The sequence below is a fragment of the Streptomyces sp. NRRL WC-3618 genome (genome assembly GCF_001280005.1).
Taxonomy (GTDB): domain Bacteria; phylum Actinomycetota; class Actinomycetes; order Streptomycetales; family Streptomycetaceae; genus Streptomyces.
This window is the reverse complement of sequence record NZ_LGDW01000303.1, coordinates 67650-85264: the sequence shown is the minus strand read 5'-3', so window position 1 is coordinate 85264 and position 17615 is coordinate 67650. Positions and strand designations below refer to the sequence as shown.

General features: G+C 71.7%; 15 protein-coding genes. 6 read left to right on the top strand and 9 right to left on the bottom strand.

Going from position 1 to position 17615, the window contains the following annotated elements; translation table 11 throughout:
- Positions 1-26: 26 nt before the first annotated feature.
- Positions 27-1469 carry a carboxyl transferase domain-containing protein gene (locus tag ADL01_RS23755; protein ID WP_053744044.1) on the bottom strand — a complete coding sequence of 481 codons (1443 nt, stop codon included), beginning with the start codon at positions 1467-1469 and terminating at the stop codon, positions 27-29.
- A gap of 208 nt (positions 1470-1677) precedes the next feature.
- On the opposite strand from ADL01_RS23755, the gene ADL01_RS23750 reads away from it, so the two are divergent.
- Positions 1678-3147, top strand: a complete 1470-nt coding sequence (locus ADL01_RS23750; protein WP_053744043.1) for an NAD-dependent succinate-semialdehyde dehydrogenase — start codon at positions 1678-1680, stop codon at positions 3145-3147.
- Positions 3148-3304: 157 nt separating this feature from the next.
- Here the strand turns inward: ADL01_RS23750 and ADL01_RS23745 are convergent, their stop codons facing one another.
- Both ADL01_RS23745 and ADL01_RS23740 read right to left on the bottom strand, forming a co-directional pair.
- Complete coding sequence (locus tag ADL01_RS23745) at positions 3305-4447, bottom strand: amidohydrolase family protein (protein ID WP_053744042.1); 1143 nt, start codon at positions 4445-4447, stop codon at positions 3305-3307.
- 72 nt (positions 4448-4519) lie between these two features.
- A complete protein-coding gene (locus tag ADL01_RS23740) occupies positions 4520-5362 on the bottom strand; it encodes a hypothetical protein (protein ID WP_053744041.1) in 843 nt (280 codons plus the stop codon).
- Between the two features lie 233 nt (positions 5363-5595).
- Here ADL01_RS23740 and ADL01_RS23735 point away from each other — a divergent pair, with 233 nt between their 5' ends.
- From ADL01_RS23735 to ADL01_RS23725, 3 genes are all read left to right on the top strand, one after another.
- Positions 5596-7026 (top strand): FAD-dependent oxidoreductase, encoded by a 1431-nt coding sequence (locus ADL01_RS23735; RefSeq protein ID WP_063783567.1) that lies wholly within the window; start codon positions 5596-5598, stop codon positions 7024-7026.
- 14 nt (positions 7027-7040) lie between these two features.
- Complete coding sequence (gene fdxA, locus ADL01_RS23730; protein WP_053744040.1) at positions 7041-7391, top strand: ferredoxin; 351 nt, start codon at positions 7041-7043, stop codon at positions 7389-7391.
- Positions 7392-7457: 66 nt separating this feature from the next.
- Positions 7458-7652 (top strand): ferredoxin, encoded by a 195-nt coding sequence (locus ADL01_RS23725; RefSeq protein WP_053744039.1) that lies wholly within the window; start codon positions 7458-7460, stop codon positions 7650-7652.
- A gap of 32 nt (positions 7653-7684) precedes the next feature.
- Here the strand turns inward: ADL01_RS23725 and ADL01_RS23720 are convergent, their stop codons facing one another.
- From ADL01_RS23720 to ADL01_RS23695, 6 genes are all read right to left on the bottom strand, one after another.
- Complete coding sequence (locus ADL01_RS23720) at positions 7685-8506, bottom strand: NAD(P)-dependent oxidoreductase (protein ID WP_053744038.1); 822 nt, start codon at positions 8504-8506, stop codon at positions 7685-7687.
- A 38-nt stretch (positions 8507-8544) separates the two neighbouring features.
- Complete coding sequence (locus ADL01_RS23715) at positions 8545-9381, bottom strand: mycofactocin-coupled SDR family oxidoreductase (protein WP_053744037.1); 837 nt, start codon at positions 9379-9381, stop codon at positions 8545-8547.
- A 53-nt stretch (positions 9382-9434) separates the two neighbouring features.
- Complete coding sequence (locus ADL01_RS23710; protein WP_053744036.1) at positions 9435-10676, bottom strand: NAD(P)/FAD-dependent oxidoreductase; 1242 nt, start codon at positions 10674-10676, stop codon at positions 9435-9437.
- Between the two features lie 52 nt (positions 10677-10728).
- On the bottom strand, positions 10729-11955 hold the full coding sequence (locus ADL01_RS23705) for a CaiB/BaiF CoA transferase family protein (protein WP_053744035.1): 1227 nt from the start codon (positions 11953-11955) through the stop codon (positions 10729-10731).
- 77 nt (positions 11956-12032) lie between these two features.
- A complete protein-coding gene (locus ADL01_RS23700; RefSeq protein ID WP_053744034.1) occupies positions 12033-13511 on the bottom strand; it encodes an aldehyde dehydrogenase family protein in 1479 nt (492 codons plus the stop codon).
- A gap of 268 nt (positions 13512-13779) precedes the next feature.
- A complete protein-coding gene (locus tag ADL01_RS23695; protein WP_199834910.1) occupies positions 13780-14844 on the bottom strand; it encodes an enoyl-CoA hydratase/isomerase family protein in 1065 nt (354 codons plus the stop codon).
- Between the two features lie 37 nt (positions 14845-14881).
- On the opposite strand from ADL01_RS23695, the gene ADL01_RS23690 reads away from it, so the two are divergent.
- Both ADL01_RS23690 and ADL01_RS23685 read left to right on the top strand, forming a co-directional pair.
- The gene (locus tag ADL01_RS23690; protein ID WP_053744083.1) at positions 14882-16159 is read left to right on the top strand and encodes a CoA transferase; all 1278 of its coding nucleotides are present in this window, start codon (positions 14882-14884) and stop codon (positions 16157-16159) included.
- Positions 16156-17586, top strand: a complete 1431-nt coding sequence (locus ADL01_RS23685) for an amidohydrolase family protein (RefSeq protein ID WP_053744032.1) — start codon at positions 16156-16158, stop codon at positions 17584-17586. Before ADL01_RS23690 ends, ADL01_RS23685 begins: the two co-directional genes overlap by 4 nt.
- Positions 17587-17615 lie beyond the last annotated feature (29 nt).

Here is a 17615-nt window from a genome sequence, read left to right as displayed (position 1 = left end):
GCCGGGTGTGCTCTGTCCGCCCGGACTCACTCCGGGCGGCACATCATCGCGGGCCTTCGCAGGTGGCTGCGGGCGAGCCTGTCCATGCGTGCGTCCCGCTCGCCGGGGTGCGCCTCGCGCAGGGCCGCGAGGACCGCGGACCGGACCGCGTCCACGTCACCGTCCGGGAGCACGTCGTCGACCACGCCCAGCCGTGCGAGCTCCACGGCGGTCAGCCGGAACGACCGCGCCAGCTCTGCCGCCCGGGACGCGTCGCGAAAGAGGACCGCGGCTCCCGGCTCCGGACCGATGACGGAGAACACCGATCCCTCCAGCAGGAACAGGCGGTCGGTGTACGCGAAGGCCATGGCTCCTCCGCTGCCGCCCTCCCCGACGCACACGGCCACCGTGGGCACGGTCAGGCCGGACATCGCCAGCAGCGTCCGGGCGATCTCACCGGCCACACCGTCGGCCTCGGCCGCCGGTCCGGGCTCGGCGCCGGGAGTGTCGATCAGGGTGAGCACCGGCAGCCGCAACCGTTCGGCGAGGTCGAACGCGCGCTGGGCCAGGCGGAATCCGGCCGGGAGTACGCGCGCGGCCGCGTCAGGTCGGCTGTGCCGGTCCATCGCCACGACGACGAGGCGTTCGCCCGCCATGACGGCCAGGCCGGCCCGGACGGCCGGGTCGCCTCCCCGCAGCTCCACCCAGCCCTCGGTCAGCAGGGCACTCCACTCCAGCCCCGAGGGGCGGCGGGGATCCCGCGCGTGCAGGACGGCGGCCCAGGGGTCGCGGGGCACCGGCTTGCGGGGAGCCGGCAGCGGACGCCCGGGCGGGAGTCGCAGCGCCGGCCCGGGACCGTACAGCGCGTTGCCCAGCCATACCCAGTGGGCCTCGGGTCCGACGAGTGCGTCGACCCGCCCCTGCGTGTAGGCGGCCTCCGCGGTGTGCGAGTCGGCGGGCGGGAAGGAGCCGGTCACCTGCGCGACCACCCGGGGACCGGCGAATCCGATCGTGGCCCCAGGCTCGGCGGCGAGGACGTCGGCGAGGGAGGCCCAGGACGCGTAGACGCCGCCGGTCGTATGCGGCCGCAGCACCGCGGCGAACGGCAGGCCGGCGCGGCGAAGGCGCCCGACAGCGCCGGCGGTGCGCGCCATCTGGGTCAGCGAGACCAGGCCCTCCTGCAGCCGCGCACCGCCGCTGGCCACGAACGCGGCGACCGGCAGCCGCTCCTCTCGGGCTCTGTCGAAAGCGCGCACGATGCGCTCACCGGCGGCCACACCCATCGTGCCGCCGTGCCGGTCGAACCGGCACTCGATCACCACGAGGGGACCACGGGGATGCTCGGTGACACCCGTACGGACGGACTCGTCCTGCGGGGCCGGAGCGTCGTAGCCGGGAAATCGGAGCGGGTTCGCCGAGGCCAGATCGACATCCCACTCGTGCGTCAGCGGAGGCATGGACAGGCACACATGATTGCGCTCGACGGTCATGGTGGAGTTCCCATCGAAGGGGTGCCATCGAGCGTGGGGCTCGGGCGAACAGATTGATGGTCCACCAACCATCTCAATTCCCGAGCCGCCCGACAACGCGGCAAACGTCACACCCGCGACATCCGAAAATGCTGGTCAAACGCACTGACAAGGCATCCCGAAAGGTATACCGTAAAGCCCATACGACTACCAACTGGAGGCCCGCTCCATGACTGCCGAGAACTCCGCCCGGTCGACCTCCGCGGCCACGCTGTACATCGACGGAGCGTGGCGGGCAGCCGCCTTGGGCCGGGAGTTCGACGTGTTCAACCCCGCCGACGGGTCCGTGCTGGGCGCGGCCTCGGACGGATCGGCGTCCGAGGCGCGGAGCGCGGTCGACTCCGCCGCGGCGGCGTTCGCCTGGTGGTCGCGCACGACCGCCTACGAGCGGGCGGCGTACCTGGAGCGCGCGCACGCGTTGATGCTGGAGCGCGCGGAGGACCTCGCCGTCCTCATGACCAAGGAGCAGGGCAAGCCGCTGAAGGCGGCCCGCAACGAGGTGCGCTACGCCGCGGACTTCCTGAGCTGGTACGCCGAGGAGGCCAAGCGGGTCTATGGCGCGACCATCCCGAGTTCGCGGGCCGGCCACCGCTTCATGACGATGCGTCAGCCGGTCGGCGTGGTCGCCGCGATCACGCCGTGGAACTATCCGGTCTCCATGATCACACGCAAGGTGGCACCGGCGATCGCCGCCGGATGCACGATCGTGCTCAAGCCGGCGGAGCAGACCCCGCTCTGCGCCGTCGCGGTCTTCCAGGTGCTGCACGACGCAGGCCTGCCCGCGGGTGTCGTCAACCTGGTCACCACGAGCGACCCGGCGCCGGTCGGCGACGCCCTGCTGGACAGCCCGGCCGTCCGCAAGCTGACGTTCACCGGGTCGACCGAGGTCGGCATGATGCTGGGCGCCAAGGCCGCGCACACCGTAAAGCGGGTGTCGCTCGAACTCGGCGGCCACGCCCCGTTCCTGGTCTTCGGCGACGCCGACCCGCGGCGCGCCGCGAAGGGACTCGGCCTGGTGAAATTCCTCAACACCGGTCAGGCGTGCATCTGCCCCAACCGGGTGTTCGTCCAGCGGGAGTTGGTCGACGACTTCCTCAACGTCCTGGTCCAGCGGGTGAGCGCGATGAAGGCCGGCAACGGCCTCGACCAGGACGTCACCATCGGCCCGCTGATCGACGAGGCCGCCATGACGAAGATGCGGCGGCAGGTGACGAACGCCGTCGACCACGGAGCGAAGGTACTGACCGGCGGCGAACGGCTCACCGACCCGCGCCTGCCAGGCGGCCGGTTCTTCGCCCCCACCGTCCTGACCGACGTGACACCGGAGATGGACATCTACCACGAGGAGACCTTCGGCCCGATCGCCCCGGTCATCGCCTTCGACGACGAGGACGAGGCCATCGCCATGGCCAATGACACGGCCTACGGTCTCGCGGCGTACGTCTACACCGAGAACCTCTCGCGCGCCCTCCGGGTCACCGAGGCGCTGCGCTTCGGCATCGTGGGGATCAACGACATCAACCCGACGAGCTCCGCCGCGCCGTTCGGCGGCACGGGGCACAGCGGGCTGGGTCGCGAGGGCGGACCGCAGGGCATCGACGAGTACCTCGACACCAAGCTGGTCGGCATCACGCTGTGACTCCTCGCGGACGTGCCTTTCCGGTGCGTGCACGGCGCATCCGCCGGCCCGCGCTGCTCTTCAAGTACGGCGCAGCCGCGGGCGTCAGACGCAGCCCCGCCCGGCCACCGACACTGTCCCCTCACATGTCGGTGGCCGGGCGGGGCTGTGCTGTGCCTCAGGCGTCGGAGCGCGGGAAGTTGTACAGACGGCGGGCGTTGAGTTCCACCATCAGGCGGACCTCGTCGTCCGGAACGTCGAGCATGACGTTCTCGAGCAACTTGCGGGTCTGGGGCCAGTTGCTGTCGGAGTGCGGGTAATCGCTCTCGAACATGATGTTCTCCACGCCGATCAGATGGCGCGTGAACACACCGGCCCGGTCGGAGATGAAGCACCCGTAGACGTGGTCCTTGAACAGTTCCGAGGGACGGACGTCCCTGTTGACCTCGTTGTACCAGCGGTGCCGCTCCCACACCGTGTCGATGCGCTCGAGCATGTACGGCATCCAGCCGATCCCGCCCTCGGACAGCGCGACCTTGAGGTTCGGGTGCTTGTGGAAGACGGGCGAGAGCAGCAGTTCCGCGGTCGCGGACATCGAGTTGAGGCCGAACAGCGAGATGGCCACGGTGAAGTTCGTGGTCATCGCCTCCGGTGAGGCCTGCGGGTTACCGCCCGACCCGAAGTGCAGCGAGAGCGGCAGGTCGTGGGCGGCGGCGGCCGCGAGCACCGGGTCCCAGTGGTCGCTGTGCCATGACGGCAGATCGCGCCGGTCGGGCAGTTCCGGGAAGGTCACGCTCTTGGCACCCTTGGCCGCGGTCCGCTCGATCTCGGCCACGGTCTGCTCGACGTTCCAGTACGGCACCATCACCAGCGGAATCTGACGTTCGGGATAGGCCGCGCACCACTCGTCCAGGATGAAGTCGTTGTAGGCCCGGACGCACGCGGCCGCAAGGTCGACATCCTTCGACCCCGCGAATCCGCTGCCGGCGAATCCGCCCATGTTCGGGAAGCACATCTGGGCCCAGACGCCCTCGAGGTCCATGTCCCGGATGCGGTCGTGGATGTCGTGGCAGCCCGGAAGCATGTCGTCGAAGCTGCGCGGATCGAGCCCGAAGTCCTTGGGATCCTTGCCGGCGACCGCGTTGAGGGCCAGGGTGCCGGCGAGCTCGCCCTCGTAGATCCATACGTCGCTGCCGTCCGGTCGGTGCTCGATCCGAGGGCCGGCCTCCTGGTACTTCTTGGGCAGGCGGTCGGTCCAGACGTTCGGGTGCTCGATGACGTGGTCGTCCACGGAGACGATCTGGGCATCAGGTGGCAGCATGCGGTCCTCCAATTCCAGTCAGCAAGGTGTCGCCCACCTCGCCGGAACTCCGCGATCGCACGCGGAGGCGGCTCAGTCGGTGTCGGTGATCTCGATGCGCGCTCCCCCGGCGTCGACCGGGGCGAGGAGGAGGCTGTGCCGGCCGAACTGCTGGAACCGCACATCCCTTCCCACCAGGAACGTCCGCGCCGCGAGCAGATCCCGCACAGTGAAGGTCAGGCAGAAGATCCGCTCCCCGCGCTCGACGAGGTGGCCACCGGCAAGGTCCGCCCGCGAGCCGGTCGCCGAGCCGACGTACTCGACGGCATGGTCGTCGAACCGCACTCCGTGCCCGGCCATGTTCAGGTGCCGTCGCTCGACGGCGTATGCCTCCCGGCCCACCAGCGCGGCGAGATCGGCCGCGGCCTTCTCCGGCTGTGCCGCGACCACCTTGACGGTCGCGCCGCCCACGAGCCCGAGGGCATGTTCGTCCGACCGGAAGGTGGGTTTGCGGTCCACGAGATCGCGGTCGTGGCTCTCGGCGCGGCGGTCGGTGAGCCCGATCGCCAGGCCGTGCATGTCCTGCGGCCGCACGAAGGCACGGCCGGCGGCGTCTTCGCCGACCCGGACGCCGTGCTCTCGAAGCGCCGTGACGGCGTCGCCCAGGGAGGACACCTGCCACTGCAGCGATTCCCAGCCGGGGCCGTTGCCGTCGGACCGGAGTGCGACGGCCCCGCCCGGCGTGGTCGGGGCGAACGTCTCGACACCGGTGCGATGGATCAGGACCAGGGCATGCCTGCTGCCCGCCGGCCCGTCCCCCCACCGCCGGAGAACCCGTGCGCCGAAAACGTCCTGCTGCAGATTCAGCTCCGCGTCCAAGGACTGCGCGAACAGGTTCACCTGCCCGAGACGTTCGACCGCGAGAGGCCTCCGCATGGCGGCCCTCCGTCCTCATCGACGATACCGATAACCCTACTGTAACCACCTCGTCGAACCGGGGCAAGGAGTGGGAGCCCTCTGCGTCAACACGCCCGAACTTCGGCCGACAGCACTGCGACCACCGCTTGAGGGAGCTTCCCGTAATTGATACGGTATGGTGCTCCACAGCCCCTTCGAGGCCCGGAACGGATCAGGTTCCGCTCGACGTCGTCGCCGGAAAGGTCCGAGACGTGGCCCAGACTCCCCCGCCCCGAATCGCCGTCATAGGCGCCGGCCCTTCAGGGTTCTACGCGACCGACCACCTGGTGCGCGCGGGCATGGCCGTCGATCTCTTCGACTGCCTGCCGACCCCCTACGGGCTGGTGCGAGCCGGCGTCGCACCCGACCATCCCAAGATCAAGTCTGTGGCCCGCGTCTTCGAGCGCACGGCCGCACACCCCGCTGTCCGCTTCTTCGGCGGCGTCGAGTTCGGCGAGGCGATCACCCGCGCCGAGATGCTCGAACGGTTCACGGCGGTCGTGTACGCGATGGGCACCGAACTCGACGCACGGCTGGGCATCCCCGGCGAGGACCTGTCCGGATCGCATCCGGCCACGCACTTCGTCTGCTGGTACAACGGCCACCCGGCCCACGCGCACCGGAAGTTCGACCTGGGCGGCGCCCATGCCGTGGTCGTGGGAAACGGCAATGTCGCGCTCGATGTTGCACGCATGCTCGTACTGCCCGAGAAGACCCTTCGCACAACCGACGCCTCTGACCAGGCGATCGACGTGCTCGCCGCCTCATCGCTGCGCCGGGTGAGCGTGCTCGGCCGGCGCGGCCCGGTCCAGTCCGCCTTCAGCACACCGGAGTTGCTGGAGCTGGGCCGGCTCGACGGCGTGGATGTCGTCGTCGATCCGGCCGAGCTCCGGCTCGACCCGCACAGTGCCCGGGAGCTGGCCGCTCACGGGGCCAACTCACCGGCGGCACGGCGGCTGGCGCTGCTCACCGAGTTCTCCCGGCGCCCGGCCTCGCCGGGCAACCGGCGCATCGAACTCCGCTTCCTGCGCTCGCCCGTCGAACTCCTGGGTGATCCTGCCGGCGAGCGTGTGAGCGCGGTCCGCACCGCGCACAACGTGCTGGAAGCCGATCTGGACGGGCGCGTCGTCGCGCGGCCGACCCACCGGCACGAGGTGCAGTCATGCGACCTCGTCATACGCGCGGTCGGTTATCGCGCGCGCCCGGTCGAGGGCCTTCCGCTGGATCCCCGCACCGGCGTCCTGCGCAACGTCGCCGGCCGGCTCGTGGGCCGCGACAGCGTGGCCCTGACCGGTGAATACGTCGTCGGCTGGGCCAAACGCGGGCCTTCGGGGGTGATCGGCACGAACAAGTCGGACGCCGAGAACACCGTCACGGCCCTTCTCGACGACCTGCGCCGGGGACGGCTCAACGGGCGTCCAAGTGCCGCGCCGGACGAGGTGCGGGCATGGATCCGCCGTGGTGTTCCGGCCTCCTTCGGCTGGGACGCGTGGCTGTCGATCGACCGTCACGAGCGGGCGAGCGGCGAACCGCTCGGGCGACCGCGCGTCAAGCTCACCTCGCTCGCGCAGATGCACGCCGTCGTCGACCGGGCGCGCGCCGACGCGGTTTCGGATTCGGCGCGGCTCGCGCCACGAACGTGAGGAGGCAGTCCGTCATGCCGTATGTCATCACCACCAGGTGCGTCGACCTCAAGGATCGCGCGTGTGTGCGCGAGTGTCCGGTCGACTGCATCTACGAGGGCGCCCGAGCCCTGTACGTCAATCCGGAGGAATGCATCGACTGCGGCGCCTGCGCACCGGTGTGCCCGAACGACGCCATCTACTTCGATCAGGAAGTGCCAGGGGCCCTTCAGGCGTCGATCGCCGACAACGCCGCCTTCTTCTCCCTTCCGCTGGTCGACGGGGCGCCGCTCGGCAATCCCGGCGGAGCGCGATCCGTGGGTCCGGTCGGCGCCGACACCCCGCTCGTCGCGGCGCAGCCACCGCAGGTCGGCGCCGGGGCCTGATCCACTCGATATCACCCGGCGCGGGTCCGACACACGCCCGGCCGCCCCCAGGAAAGGACACAGCACATGAAAGCATCCGTCGACTCAGCCAAGTGCACCGGTCACGCGCGCTGCAACGCGGTCGCCCCGCAGGTCTTCACCGTGGACGACGACGGCTACTGCAGCATCGGCACCGACAAGGCGGTGCCCCCGGAGCTGGAGGCCGCGGCGCGCGCCGGGGCCGCCAACTGCCCGGAGCGCGCCATCACGCTCAGCTCCTGAGCACGCAATCACGCGGCCGCCGGCGTCGTCCTTCAGTCGTCGGCGGCCGTGTCGAACGCGGCGATCGCCGCTCGGGCTGCCGAGAGCAGAAGCCCGCCCTCGCTGTCGGACACCATCGAGTCGGCCAGCAGTGCGACGTCCTTGCCGAGCGTCGGCCGGGCCTGGGACCGGGCGACGGCCGCCAGTCCGCCGACACGAGCGTACATTTCGACGCCGAAGCTCCGGCCCGATCCGCCCGCGAGCACCTTTCCGAAGGCCACGGGATCGAGCCCGTGGCCTTCGGCGATCCGGAAGGCGTCCGCCGCGAGGGCGAGGTGCGCGGCAAGCATGGCGTTGTTCAGCAGTTTGGCGTGCTGGCCCGCACCCACGGGTCCCACGTGCACGACCTCGGCGGAGAACGTCCGCAGCAGCGGATCGAAGCGAGCGAACGTGCTCTGCTCGCCGCCGACCATCGTGATGAGTTCGCCCGCCTCCGCGCGGATCCGGCCACCGCTCACCGGGGCGTCCAGCAGGTGCAGACCGTACGTCGCGGCCTCGCGGGCCAGTGCCCGCACCTCGTCGGGCGAGATCGTGCTGTGCACCGCGATCGTCGCGCCGGCCGGCATCGCCGGTGCGACACCGGCCGGCCCGAAAAGGACCTCCCATGTGCCGACCGCGTCGAACAGGCAGGTCCCGAGCAGGTCGACGCCCTCGCCTACGTCGGCGAGGGCGTCGACCACCCGGGCCGGGCCGGCGCGGAATGGGTCGAGCGTCTCGGGGCGGCGGGCCCACACCGTGCAGTCGACCCCCGCCGCCGCGATGCGCGCGGCGATGGGCGCGCCCTGGTCGCCCAGCCCGACAAAACCGACGCGCATCAGTCCTCCTCCGCGCTGTCCAGCCGGATACCGCTCGATCAGACCTTGAGATGTCCTCCGGCGTCGCAGTTGATGAACTGCCCGGTGATGTAGCGCGACTCGTCCGAGGCCAGAAAGACGATCACCTGGCTGACGTCCGCGGGTTCCACCCACGGCACCGGTATGGCATGCAGCACCGGGAACGCCTCGGTCGCGTCCTCGCGCGTGGGGTGCTCCAGATCCGGCCGGAACGTCTGGTACATGGCCTCGTGGTGCAGCATGTCCGTGTTGCAGTTGGACGGGTGCACCCCGTTGAGGCGAATGGAGTGAGGAGCCAGCACGACGGCGAGGTCGTGGACCAGCGAGACGAGCGTCCGTTTGGCCCAGGTGTAGGCCACGCCGCCTGGCTCCGAGCTCGGGCCGTCCTTGCTCAGGGCGGCGAGGGAACCGGTGACCACCAGCGAGGCACCGGCGCCGAGGTGCGGAATCGCCGCGTTGAGGGTGTTGAGCACGCCGCCGAGATTGACGCCGCTGACGTCCACCCACGCCTGCAGGGGCTGGTCCTTCGCTATCGCGCAGATACCGGCGTTGGCCACCACGACGTCGATCTTGCCGAACTCCGCGACGCCGTCGGCCACCGCCTGCCGCATGGCGGCCTCGTCGCGGACATCGGCCTGGATGGTGAGGATCCGCCGGCCGAGCGCCTCGACCTCCTTCACCGTCTGTCGCTGATCCTCCTGCGTCGCCATCGGGTAGCTGACGGTGTCGAAGGAGGTGAGGTAGTCGACCGCGATGATGTCCGCGCCCTCGCGGGCGAGCTGGACGGCGTGACTGCGTCCCTGCCCGCGTGCGGCACCGGTGATCAGTGCGACCTTGCCCGTAACCCGACCTGTCATGTCGTTTCTCCTCGCCGGCGGGGCCTCACCTGGACGGTGACGCTCCGTCTTCCTCATGTTGGTGAATTCGTCCGTGACGGTGCCTGCGGGTGCAGTCCGTCGACCATGTCCAGGGCGTCCCCGAGTGCCGCCCGTTCCGCGACCAGCGCCCGCAGCCGCGTCACGACGCGGGCGAGACCGAATCCGAGGACGCCGGTCAGCTCGCCGTGGCGGCTGTAGAGGTACAGCGGCCGGTCGCCGCCCGCACCGGTCATCCGTACGGTGATGTCGGCGCCTGCGTCCGGTTCGCCGACGCACTGGATCTTCGTGCCGTACTGGTCGCTCCAGAAGTACGGCACCTCGTCGAGCACCCGGCGCTGGTGCCCGGCGATGCCGCTCGCCACGATCGCCGCCTGCTCGGTCGTGGTGGTCCAGTGCTCGATCCGCCGGTGCCGGCCGGTGCGCGCGTTGACCCAGCGCGCGGCGTCGCCGACGGCGTAGACGTCCTCGTGGGACGTCCGCCCGGACGCGTCGCACACGACGCCGTTGTCGACCGCGATCCCCGAGCCCTCGACCCACTCGGTGTCCGGGACGACGCCGAGGCCGACCACCAACGCGTCGAGCGCGACACTCCTGCCGTCGGAGAGCCGGACCGCGGAAAGGATCTCACCGTCCAGGACGACCTCGTCGATCGTCACCCCGCACCGCAAGTCGACCCCGGCCGCCCGGTGGCGTCTGGCGATCTCGGCTCCGGCTTCCGGACCGAGCGCGTGTGCCAGTGGCGCCGACCGCACCTCTACGAGGGTCACATCGCAGCCCGTCTCCCGGGCACTGGCCGCCACCTCGCACCCGATGAAGCCGGCACCGAGCACGCCGATGCGGCCCCGGCCCGCGACGGTCGCAGCGATGTGGGCGGCGTCCTGTGCGGTGCGCAGGGTCCAGACGTTCGCCGCGGCCCCGGCGGCTTCCCACCGGCGGGCCCGCGCGCCGGTCGCGATGACGAGCACGTCGTAGGGCAGCTCTCCGCCGCCCTGCAGGTGGACTCGGCGAGCCGTGGTATCCACGCCTCTCGCCACGGTGCCCAGCCGCAGATCCAGCCCGAGGGCGTCCAGTTCCTTCGGCTCCCGCAGCAGTGGCGGGTTGGCGCGCGTGCCCTTCAGCACCTCCTTCGACAGCGGCGGCCGGTCGTAGGGCGGCTCGGCCTCCGCGCCGACCACGACGACGGACCCGCCGAAGCCGAGCCTGCGCAGTTCCTCGGCCACGGTCAGACCACCGAGGCCGGCGCCCACGACCACCACCTGTCGCATGTCGGCCATCACGTGCTCCACTCTCCGCGGCACGCCCCGCCGTGGCCGGTGCTCGGTGCGCTCACGTGACCGCACCGAGGAGTTTCAGATCGATGATCTCCTCCTCGGACTTGCCGAGGTCACGCAGTACGTCATCGGTGTGCTCGGCGAACTGCGGAGCCCGTCGGCTCCTCACGGGTGTCTCGTCGAACTGGACCGGGTTGGCGACGAGCTCCCGCTCCACCCCGTCGGCGTCGACGACCTTGGTGATGAAGCCGTTCTCGCGCAGCGCCGGGTCCATGCCGACCTCGTAGGCGTTCTGCACGAGTGCCCACTGTCCCTGCGCGCCCTCCATCCGCCGGCACCACTCGTCGAGGGTGATACCGCCGATGATCTCCGCGACAATGTCACCGCCCTCGGCGCCGTGCTCCAGGACGGCGTCGCCCGCGAAGCGCGGATCGGTCACCAGTTCCGGCCGTCCCATGCGCTCGCAGAACTCGGGCCAGTACCTGGTGGGCTGGAGCATGACCAGCAGCAGCCAGCGGCCGTCGGCCGTGCGGAAGGACCCGGCCAGCGGGTTCGACGACGAGCCGTGCCGCGGCTCCTCCACCTTGGGCAATGGGCCGCCGACGAGCAGGGCCTGGTTGACGGAGTACTGGGTCGCCCAGGCGCCGAGGCCCAGCAGGGACACGTCCACGACCGACGGCTCGCCGGTCACCTTGCGGGCGTACAGCGCGGCCGCGATGCCGCCGGCGATGGTCAGGCCGCCCATCGAGTCGCCGTACGCTCCCGACGGCATCCTGGCCGGCCGGTCGGCGCCGCCCGGCGTGACGCCGTCGGCGCTGCCGCCCCTGCCCCAGAACGCCGTGCCGTCGTATCCGCCCTTGCCCGCGTCCTCGCCCCGGGCGCCGAAGCCGGTGCCGCGGACGTAGATGATGTCGGGATTGACCACGCGGACGTCGTCGACGTTGATGCGCAGCTTCTCCCGCGCGCCCGGCAGGAAGTTCGTGACGAACACGTCGGCCGAGCGGATCAGCTCGTCCAGCAGGGCTCGGCCTTCCGGCACCTCCAGAGCGATGCCGACACTGCGCTTGCCCCGGTTCGGGCCCTCCATGATCGGGAAGAAAGATGTCGTCGGCACGACGTCGAGGCCGAGCAGTTTCACCAGGCCACGCTGCGCGTCGCCGCGGACCGCGTGCTCGATCTTGATGACCTCGGCCCCCCACTCGGCGAGGACCCCGCCGGACGCCGGCACGAACGTGTACTGGGCGACCTCGACGATCCGTACGCCTTCCATGGGACGTTTCACAGGTACTCCTTGCTTGTCCGGGGCCTTGCTTGTCCGGTGCTGAACGCGGGTTCTGCGGCGCGACGGTCGAGGACCGCTCAGCCGATGTACCCGACGAGCTTGGTCTCGAGGTAGGTCTCGAACCCCTCGACGCCGTTCTGCCGTCCGATACCGCTGGTCTTGTAGCCCCCGTACGGTCCGTCGGCGCCGTACCACATGCCGCCGTTCACCGAGATCGACCCGGTGCGGATGCGGTGCGCGATGGCCATGGCCCGCTCGGGCGAGGCCGAGAAGACTCCGCCGGACAGCCCGTAGCTGCTGTCGTTGGCGATGCGGATCGCGTCCTCGTCGTCGTCGTAGGGGATCACTGCGAGCACTGGGCCGAAGATCTCCTCCTGCGCGATGGTCATGGAGTTGTCGACGTCCACGAAGAGCGTGGGCTCGACGAAGAAGCCCTTGTCGAGGTGGGACGGCCGGCCTCCGCCGACGATCAGCTCGGCGCCCTCGTCGATGCCCTTCCGGATGTACGACATCACCCGGTCGCGCTGCTTAGCGCTCACCTGCGGGCCCTGCATGGTGGCCGGATCGGTCGGATCGCCGTACGGGATGTTCTCCATGACCGCCTTCAGGATCTCGACGCCCTCGGCATACCGCGACCGGGGCAGCAGGACGCGGCTCTGCACCGCGCACCCCTGTCCGGCGTGATAGCAGACGCCTCCGGCGGCCGGCAGCACCTGGGCCAGGTCGGCGTCGTCACAGACGATCATCGCGGATTTGCCGCCGAGTTCGAGGAACACGCGCTTGAGCGTGGCGGCGCCCTTCTCCATGATCCGCTTGCCCGTGACCGTCGAGCCGGTGAACGAGATCAGGTCCACCCGCGGGTCAAGGGTGAGGGCCTCGCCGACCAGGTGGTCGGAGGACGGAACGATGTTCACCACACCGGCGGGGATGTCGGTGTGCTCGGCGATGAGCCGGCCCAGGCGGGTGGCGTTCCAGGGGGTGTCCGGTGCGGGCTTCACGACGACCGTGTTGCCCGTGGCGAGGATCGGGCCGAGCTTGTTGGCGGTCACCTCGAACGGGTAGTTCCACGGGATGATCGCGCCGACGACACCCTGCGGTTCCTTCACCACCTTCCGCTTGCTGGCCACCCCGAAGAGGTTCCCGTCGGGCAGTTGCCGCTCCCATGGGAACTGCTCGATGTGCTCGGCGGGCCAGCGGAGGGCGTCCTCCAGAGGGGAGTCCAACTGCAGCATGGTGACCGCCACCGGGGTGCCGGCCTCGGCGACGAGCTCGGCGCGCATCTGCTCGCGGTCCGACTCCAGGGCCACCTGCAGCTGTTCGAGGCAGCGTCGGCGGAAGGCGTGGTCGGTCGCCCAGTCGGTCTCGTCGAACGCCCGCCGGGCCGCGGCGATGGCCTGTGCCATGTCCTCGTGCCCGGCGTCGGCGACGCTGCCGAGCACTTCCTCGGTCGCGGGGTTGATGTTGTCGAAGAGCTTGCCGGACGCCGCTTCGACGAGCTTGCCGTCGATGAGCATGCGGCGTTCCGGTGTGAACGGACCGACGTTGGTCTCGATCATCTGCGCTACCCCTCCGTGGGTGCGGACATCGCGGTGACGTCACGGTCGGCAACGGCGGGGGCGGCGCTTGACCGTGGGTACGCGGCGGCGGTCCCCGGCAGGGCTCGGCCGACGCCCGGTTCCTGCGGTGACACCGCAGGTCGCAAGGGCGCCAGCCCCTCCGTCCACGCTAACGAAAGGCTTTCTGGAAGCCATATCGTATGGCTTCCAGGCAAGGGGTGTCGAGATCCGTGCGCGCCTCAGCTCGGCGCGTGTTCCGTGTTCCGGGTCAGGCGCCGGTCGGGCCGGACGGGCTCAGTTCGTCGACCAGACCCCAGTCCAGGGCGCGTTCGGCGGTGAGCGGGCAGCCGGTCAGCACGAGATGGAGGGTGCGCCAGCGGCCGATGCGGCGCGGAACGCTGACCGTTCCGCCGGCGCCGGGGATCAGGCCCATGCCCAGCTCGGGCAGGCGGAAGACGGCTCCCGGGTCGGCGACGACCCGGGAGGCGAAGGCGGGCAGCTCGATCCCGGCGCCGATGCAGTTGCCGTGGAGGCGGACGGTGACGCGGTCGCGCAGCTTGTGCAGGGGAAGGGCGGCGCCGGCGCGGGTGCGGATCAGATGTGCGGTGTCCAGGTCGCGGGAGACTCCGAATTCGCCGAGGTCGCCGCCGGAGCAGAAGGAGGGCCCGTTGCCGCTCAGGACGACCTCGGTGAGGGTGTCGTCCAGCAGTGCGAGGTCGAGCGCGGCGACGAGAGCGTCGCGCAGTTCCCGGCCATAGGCGTTGTGCCGTTCCGGCCGGTTGAGGGTCACCCGCAGGACGTCCCCGTCCCGGCACACGAGCACGGGATCGGCCGGGGCGGGCGGCGGCGGCCGGTGGGGAGCGCGGGCGGCCTGCCAGCGGGCGAAGCGACGGCCCGCCAGCAGTGTGGAGTAGGCGAGCGACTCGGCGTCGAGGGCCTGTCCTACGGTCAGCCGCGGGCCGGTGTGCAGCAGACGGCCCAGGATGACGGCCGCCTGAGGGCTGTCCGCGGCCGCGCGCACCAGGGTGCGGGCTGTCGCCTCGGGGTCGTCGACGGCCACCAGACGCCGATCGGCGCTGTCGACGGGCACGAGTGTCAGGTCCAGCGCGTCCAGCAGCGGTGGGAAGAGGTGGCCTGTGCCGTCGGTCGTGCGGGTGAGGCCCACCAGCAGTCGGTCGCACTCCGCGGCCCGCCGCACCGCCCGGCGCAGCACTGTCTGGTCGGCGACCGGCCGGTCCAGGTCGACGACGACCAGCGGATCCTCCACGGTCCCGTCCGCACCGAGCAGCTCCGCCTGTGCCGCGCCCGCGGCCAGGTCCTCGACACGCATCATGGTTGGGGCAACCACCTCCCCGTTCTACCATCCGGGCATGGTCACTGGGTCACCGCAGTCAGCAACTGCCGCGGCAGACGCCTGGGCACGCAGCGGAGTGATGTGGCTGACCGGGCACGCCGGCGGGACTCCGCTGGTGCCCATGGGCGAGGCGGCCGGTCTCGCCGCGCGCCTGGCTACGCACATCGGGCGGGCCGGGGTGGAGGCGGGCCGTCCGGTACGGGTGGACGGAGGGCGGCTGCTGGCCGAGCGGGCGGCGCTGACCGGCGCCACTCGCAGGGGGCGGGTCTCGGTGGGCGGCGGGTGCCGGTTGCTGCCCACGGCGGACGGCTGGGCGGCGGTCTCCTGCGTACGCCCGGACGACCCGCTGCTGTGGAGCGCGCTGATCGGGCATGAGCTGGACGAGCGGCTGCCGCGGCGACTGGCCGCCTGGCTCGCCGCGCACAGCACGGCCGAGCTGGAGGAGCGGGTGGCGCTGCTGGGACTTGCGGCCGGGGCGGTACGCGGGTGGCCGGGCGGGGGGCTGGAGGCGGACGCCGTACGCGCACCGCGCCCTGGCCGACCCCGCTCGGTACGCGGCATGCTGGTCGTGGACTTCAGCGCACTGTGGGCCGGTCCGCTGTGCGCGCACCTGCTGGGGCTGGCCGGGGCGGAGGTGGTCAAGGTCGAGGTGCCCTCACGTCCGGACGGGGCGAGGTTCGGCAACCATGCCTTCTACGACCTGCTGCACGCCGGGCACCGCGCGGTGGCACTGGACCCGGCCGACCGGGCCGGCCGAGCGGCGCTGCACGCGCTGGTGCGCGCCGCGGACGTGGTCGTCGAGGCCTCCCGCCCCCGGGCGCTGGCCCGGTTCGGCCTGGACGCAGCGGCCGAGGTGGAGCGCGGCTGCACCTGGGTGTCGATCACCGCCTACGGCCGGTCCGTGGACCGGGTGGGGTTCGGCGACGACGTGGCCGCGGCAGGCGGCCTGCTGGCCACCGACGGCCAGGCAACGCCGGTCTTCTGCGGGGACGCGATCGCCGACCCGCTGACCGGTCTGACGGCCGCCGCGCTGGCGATGTCCGAACCCGAGGGCGGGGGCGGAGTGCTGTGGGAGGTGGCGATGGCCGATGTGGTGGCGGCGACGGTACGCGCGCATACGGCCCCCACGGCGCGCGCGCTGCCCTCCGACGGCGGGGACGGCTGGCAGGTGGACACCGGCGCGGGCCTGGTCCCGGTGGCGGCGCCGGTGGCCCGGACGCCGGCCGGCGCCGCGCCCATGCTGGGCGCGGACACCGGTGCGGTGCTGCGCCGGCTCGGGATCGCCGTACCATGACCGGCCTGCTCATCCGCGGCGCGGAGATCGACGGAGAGCTCCTGGATGTGCGGATCGGACGCGGCCGAGTGCTGGAGACGGGCCACGCCCTGCCGCGCGCGGGCCGTGCGGAGCACGAGCTCCAGGCGCACGGTGGAGCCCTGCTGCCCGGGTTGACGGACCATCACCTGCACCTGTTCGCCACCGCGGCGGACCTCGCCTCCGCCGCATGCGACCCTGCCACGGTCCACGACGCGCAGGGGCTGACGCGGGCCCTGCACCGCGCCGGCCCCGACCGGCACGGCTGGGTCCGGGGGGTGCGCTACCACGAATCCGTGGCGGGCGAGTTGGACGCGTCCCGGCTGGACGCGCTGCGCGGTGACGTGCCGGTGAGGGTGCAGCACCGCAGCGGCGCGCTGTGGATGCTCAACTCCCGTGCTGTCGCGGCCGTCGGCCTGGCCACGGCCGATCACGCCGGGGTGGAACGGGACGCCGACGGCCGCCCGACCGGACGGCTGTGGCGGGCGGACGCCTGGCTGCGCGATCGCCTGCCGCCCGGTGCCCCGCCCTCGCTGGCCGACCTGGGCCGACGACTGGCCGGATACGGCATCACCACGGTCACCGACGCCACGCCCGGCCTGGACGCCGCCACGGTCGCGGCCGTGTCCGAGGCGATGGCCCGCGCAGAACTGCCGCAACGGGTGCACCTGCTCGGCGCACCGCTCACCGGCAGCCCGCCCGGACGGTCCGGTCCGCAAGCCGGCCCGTGGAAGATCGTCATCGCCGACTCGGCGCTGCCCGGCTACGACGAACTCGCCGAAGCCGTCGAGGCGGCGCACCGGACCGGCCGGCCGGTCGCCGTGCACTGCGTGACCCGCGAAGCGATCCTGCTGCTCCTGGCGGTACTGGAGGAAGTGGGTACGCTCCCCGGCGACCGGCTGGAACACGCGTCCCTGACTCCTTGCGAAGTGCTGCCGGCCATACGGCGCCTGGGCCTGCGAGTGGTGACCCAGCCGGGCTTCCTCGCCGACCGCGGCGACGACTACCGCCGCGGCACACCCGCCGACGAGCACGGCGACCTGTACCGCTGCGCGTCGCTGCGTGCGGCCGGGATCCCGGTGGGCCTGTCAAGCGACTCCCCCTACGGGCCCATCGACCCCTGGGCGGTCATGCGCGCCGCCGTGCAGCGGCGCACCGGCTCGGGCACCGTCCTCGGACCCGGCGAACGGCTCACTCCCGCCCAGGCACTGGAGGGCTACCTCTCCACCGCCCGGCGGCCGGGCGACTCGCCGCAGCGGATCCACCCCGGGACGCCCGCCGATCTGGTGCTGTTGCGCGCCCCCATGCCCCAGGCACTGCTCCTCTTGGACGCCGAGCTGGTACGGCTGGTGCTGATCGGCGGTCGCCCCGTGGCCGGCGATGACACCGGACCTGCACAGGACGCGTGAACAGCTGCGCGGTTCACCGGCGCCGTGGG

What these genes read in the sequence shown, in the direction of transcription:
- ADL01_RS23755 (WP_053744044.1), bottom strand. Translation starts at nt 1,469, where the DNA reads ATGACCGTCGAGCGCAATCATGTGTGCCTGTCCATGCCTCCGCTGACG.
- ADL01_RS23750 (WP_053744043.1), top strand. Translation starts at nt 1,678, where the DNA reads ATGACTGCCGAGAACTCCGCCCGGTCGACCTCCGCGGCCACGCTGTAC.
- ADL01_RS23745 (WP_053744042.1), bottom strand. Translation starts at nt 4,447, where the DNA reads ATGCTGCCACCTGATGCCCAGATCGTCTCCGTGGACGACCACGTCATC.
- ADL01_RS23740 (WP_053744041.1), bottom strand. Translation starts at nt 5,362, where the DNA reads ATGCGGAGGCCTCTCGCGGTCGAACGTCTCGGGCAGGTGAACCTGTTC.
- fdxA (WP_053744040.1), top strand. Translation starts at nt 7,041, where the DNA reads ATGCCGTATGTCATCACCACCAGGTGCGTCGACCTCAAGGATCGCGCG.
- ADL01_RS23725 (WP_053744039.1), top strand. Translation starts at nt 7,458, where the DNA reads ATGAAAGCATCCGTCGACTCAGCCAAGTGCACCGGTCACGCGCGCTGC.
- ADL01_RS23720 (WP_053744038.1), bottom strand. Translation starts at nt 8,506, where the DNA reads ATGCGCGTCGGTTTTGTCGGGCTGGGCGACCAGGGCGCGCCCATCGCC.
- ADL01_RS23715 (WP_053744037.1), bottom strand. Translation starts at nt 9,381, where the DNA reads ATGACAGGTCGGGTTACGGGCAAGGTCGCACTGATCACCGGTGCCGCA.
- ADL01_RS23710 (WP_053744036.1), bottom strand. Translation starts at nt 10,676, where the DNA reads ATGGCCGACATGCGACAGGTGGTGGTCGTGGGCGCCGGCCTCGGTGGT.
- ADL01_RS23700 (WP_053744034.1), bottom strand. Translation starts at nt 13,511, where the DNA reads ATGATCGAGACCAACGTCGGTCCGTTCACACCGGAACGCCGCATGCTC.
- ADL01_RS23695 (WP_199834910.1), bottom strand. Translation starts at nt 14,844, where the DNA reads ATGATGCGTGTCGAGGACCTGGCCGCGGGCGCGGCACAGGCGGAGCTG.
- ADL01_RS23690 (WP_053744083.1), top strand. Translation starts at nt 14,882, where the DNA reads ATGGTCACTGGGTCACCGCAGTCAGCAACTGCCGCGGCAGACGCCTGG.
- ADL01_RS23685 (WP_053744032.1), top strand. Translation starts at nt 16,156, where the DNA reads ATGACCGGCCTGCTCATCCGCGGCGCGGAGATCGACGGAGAGCTCCTG.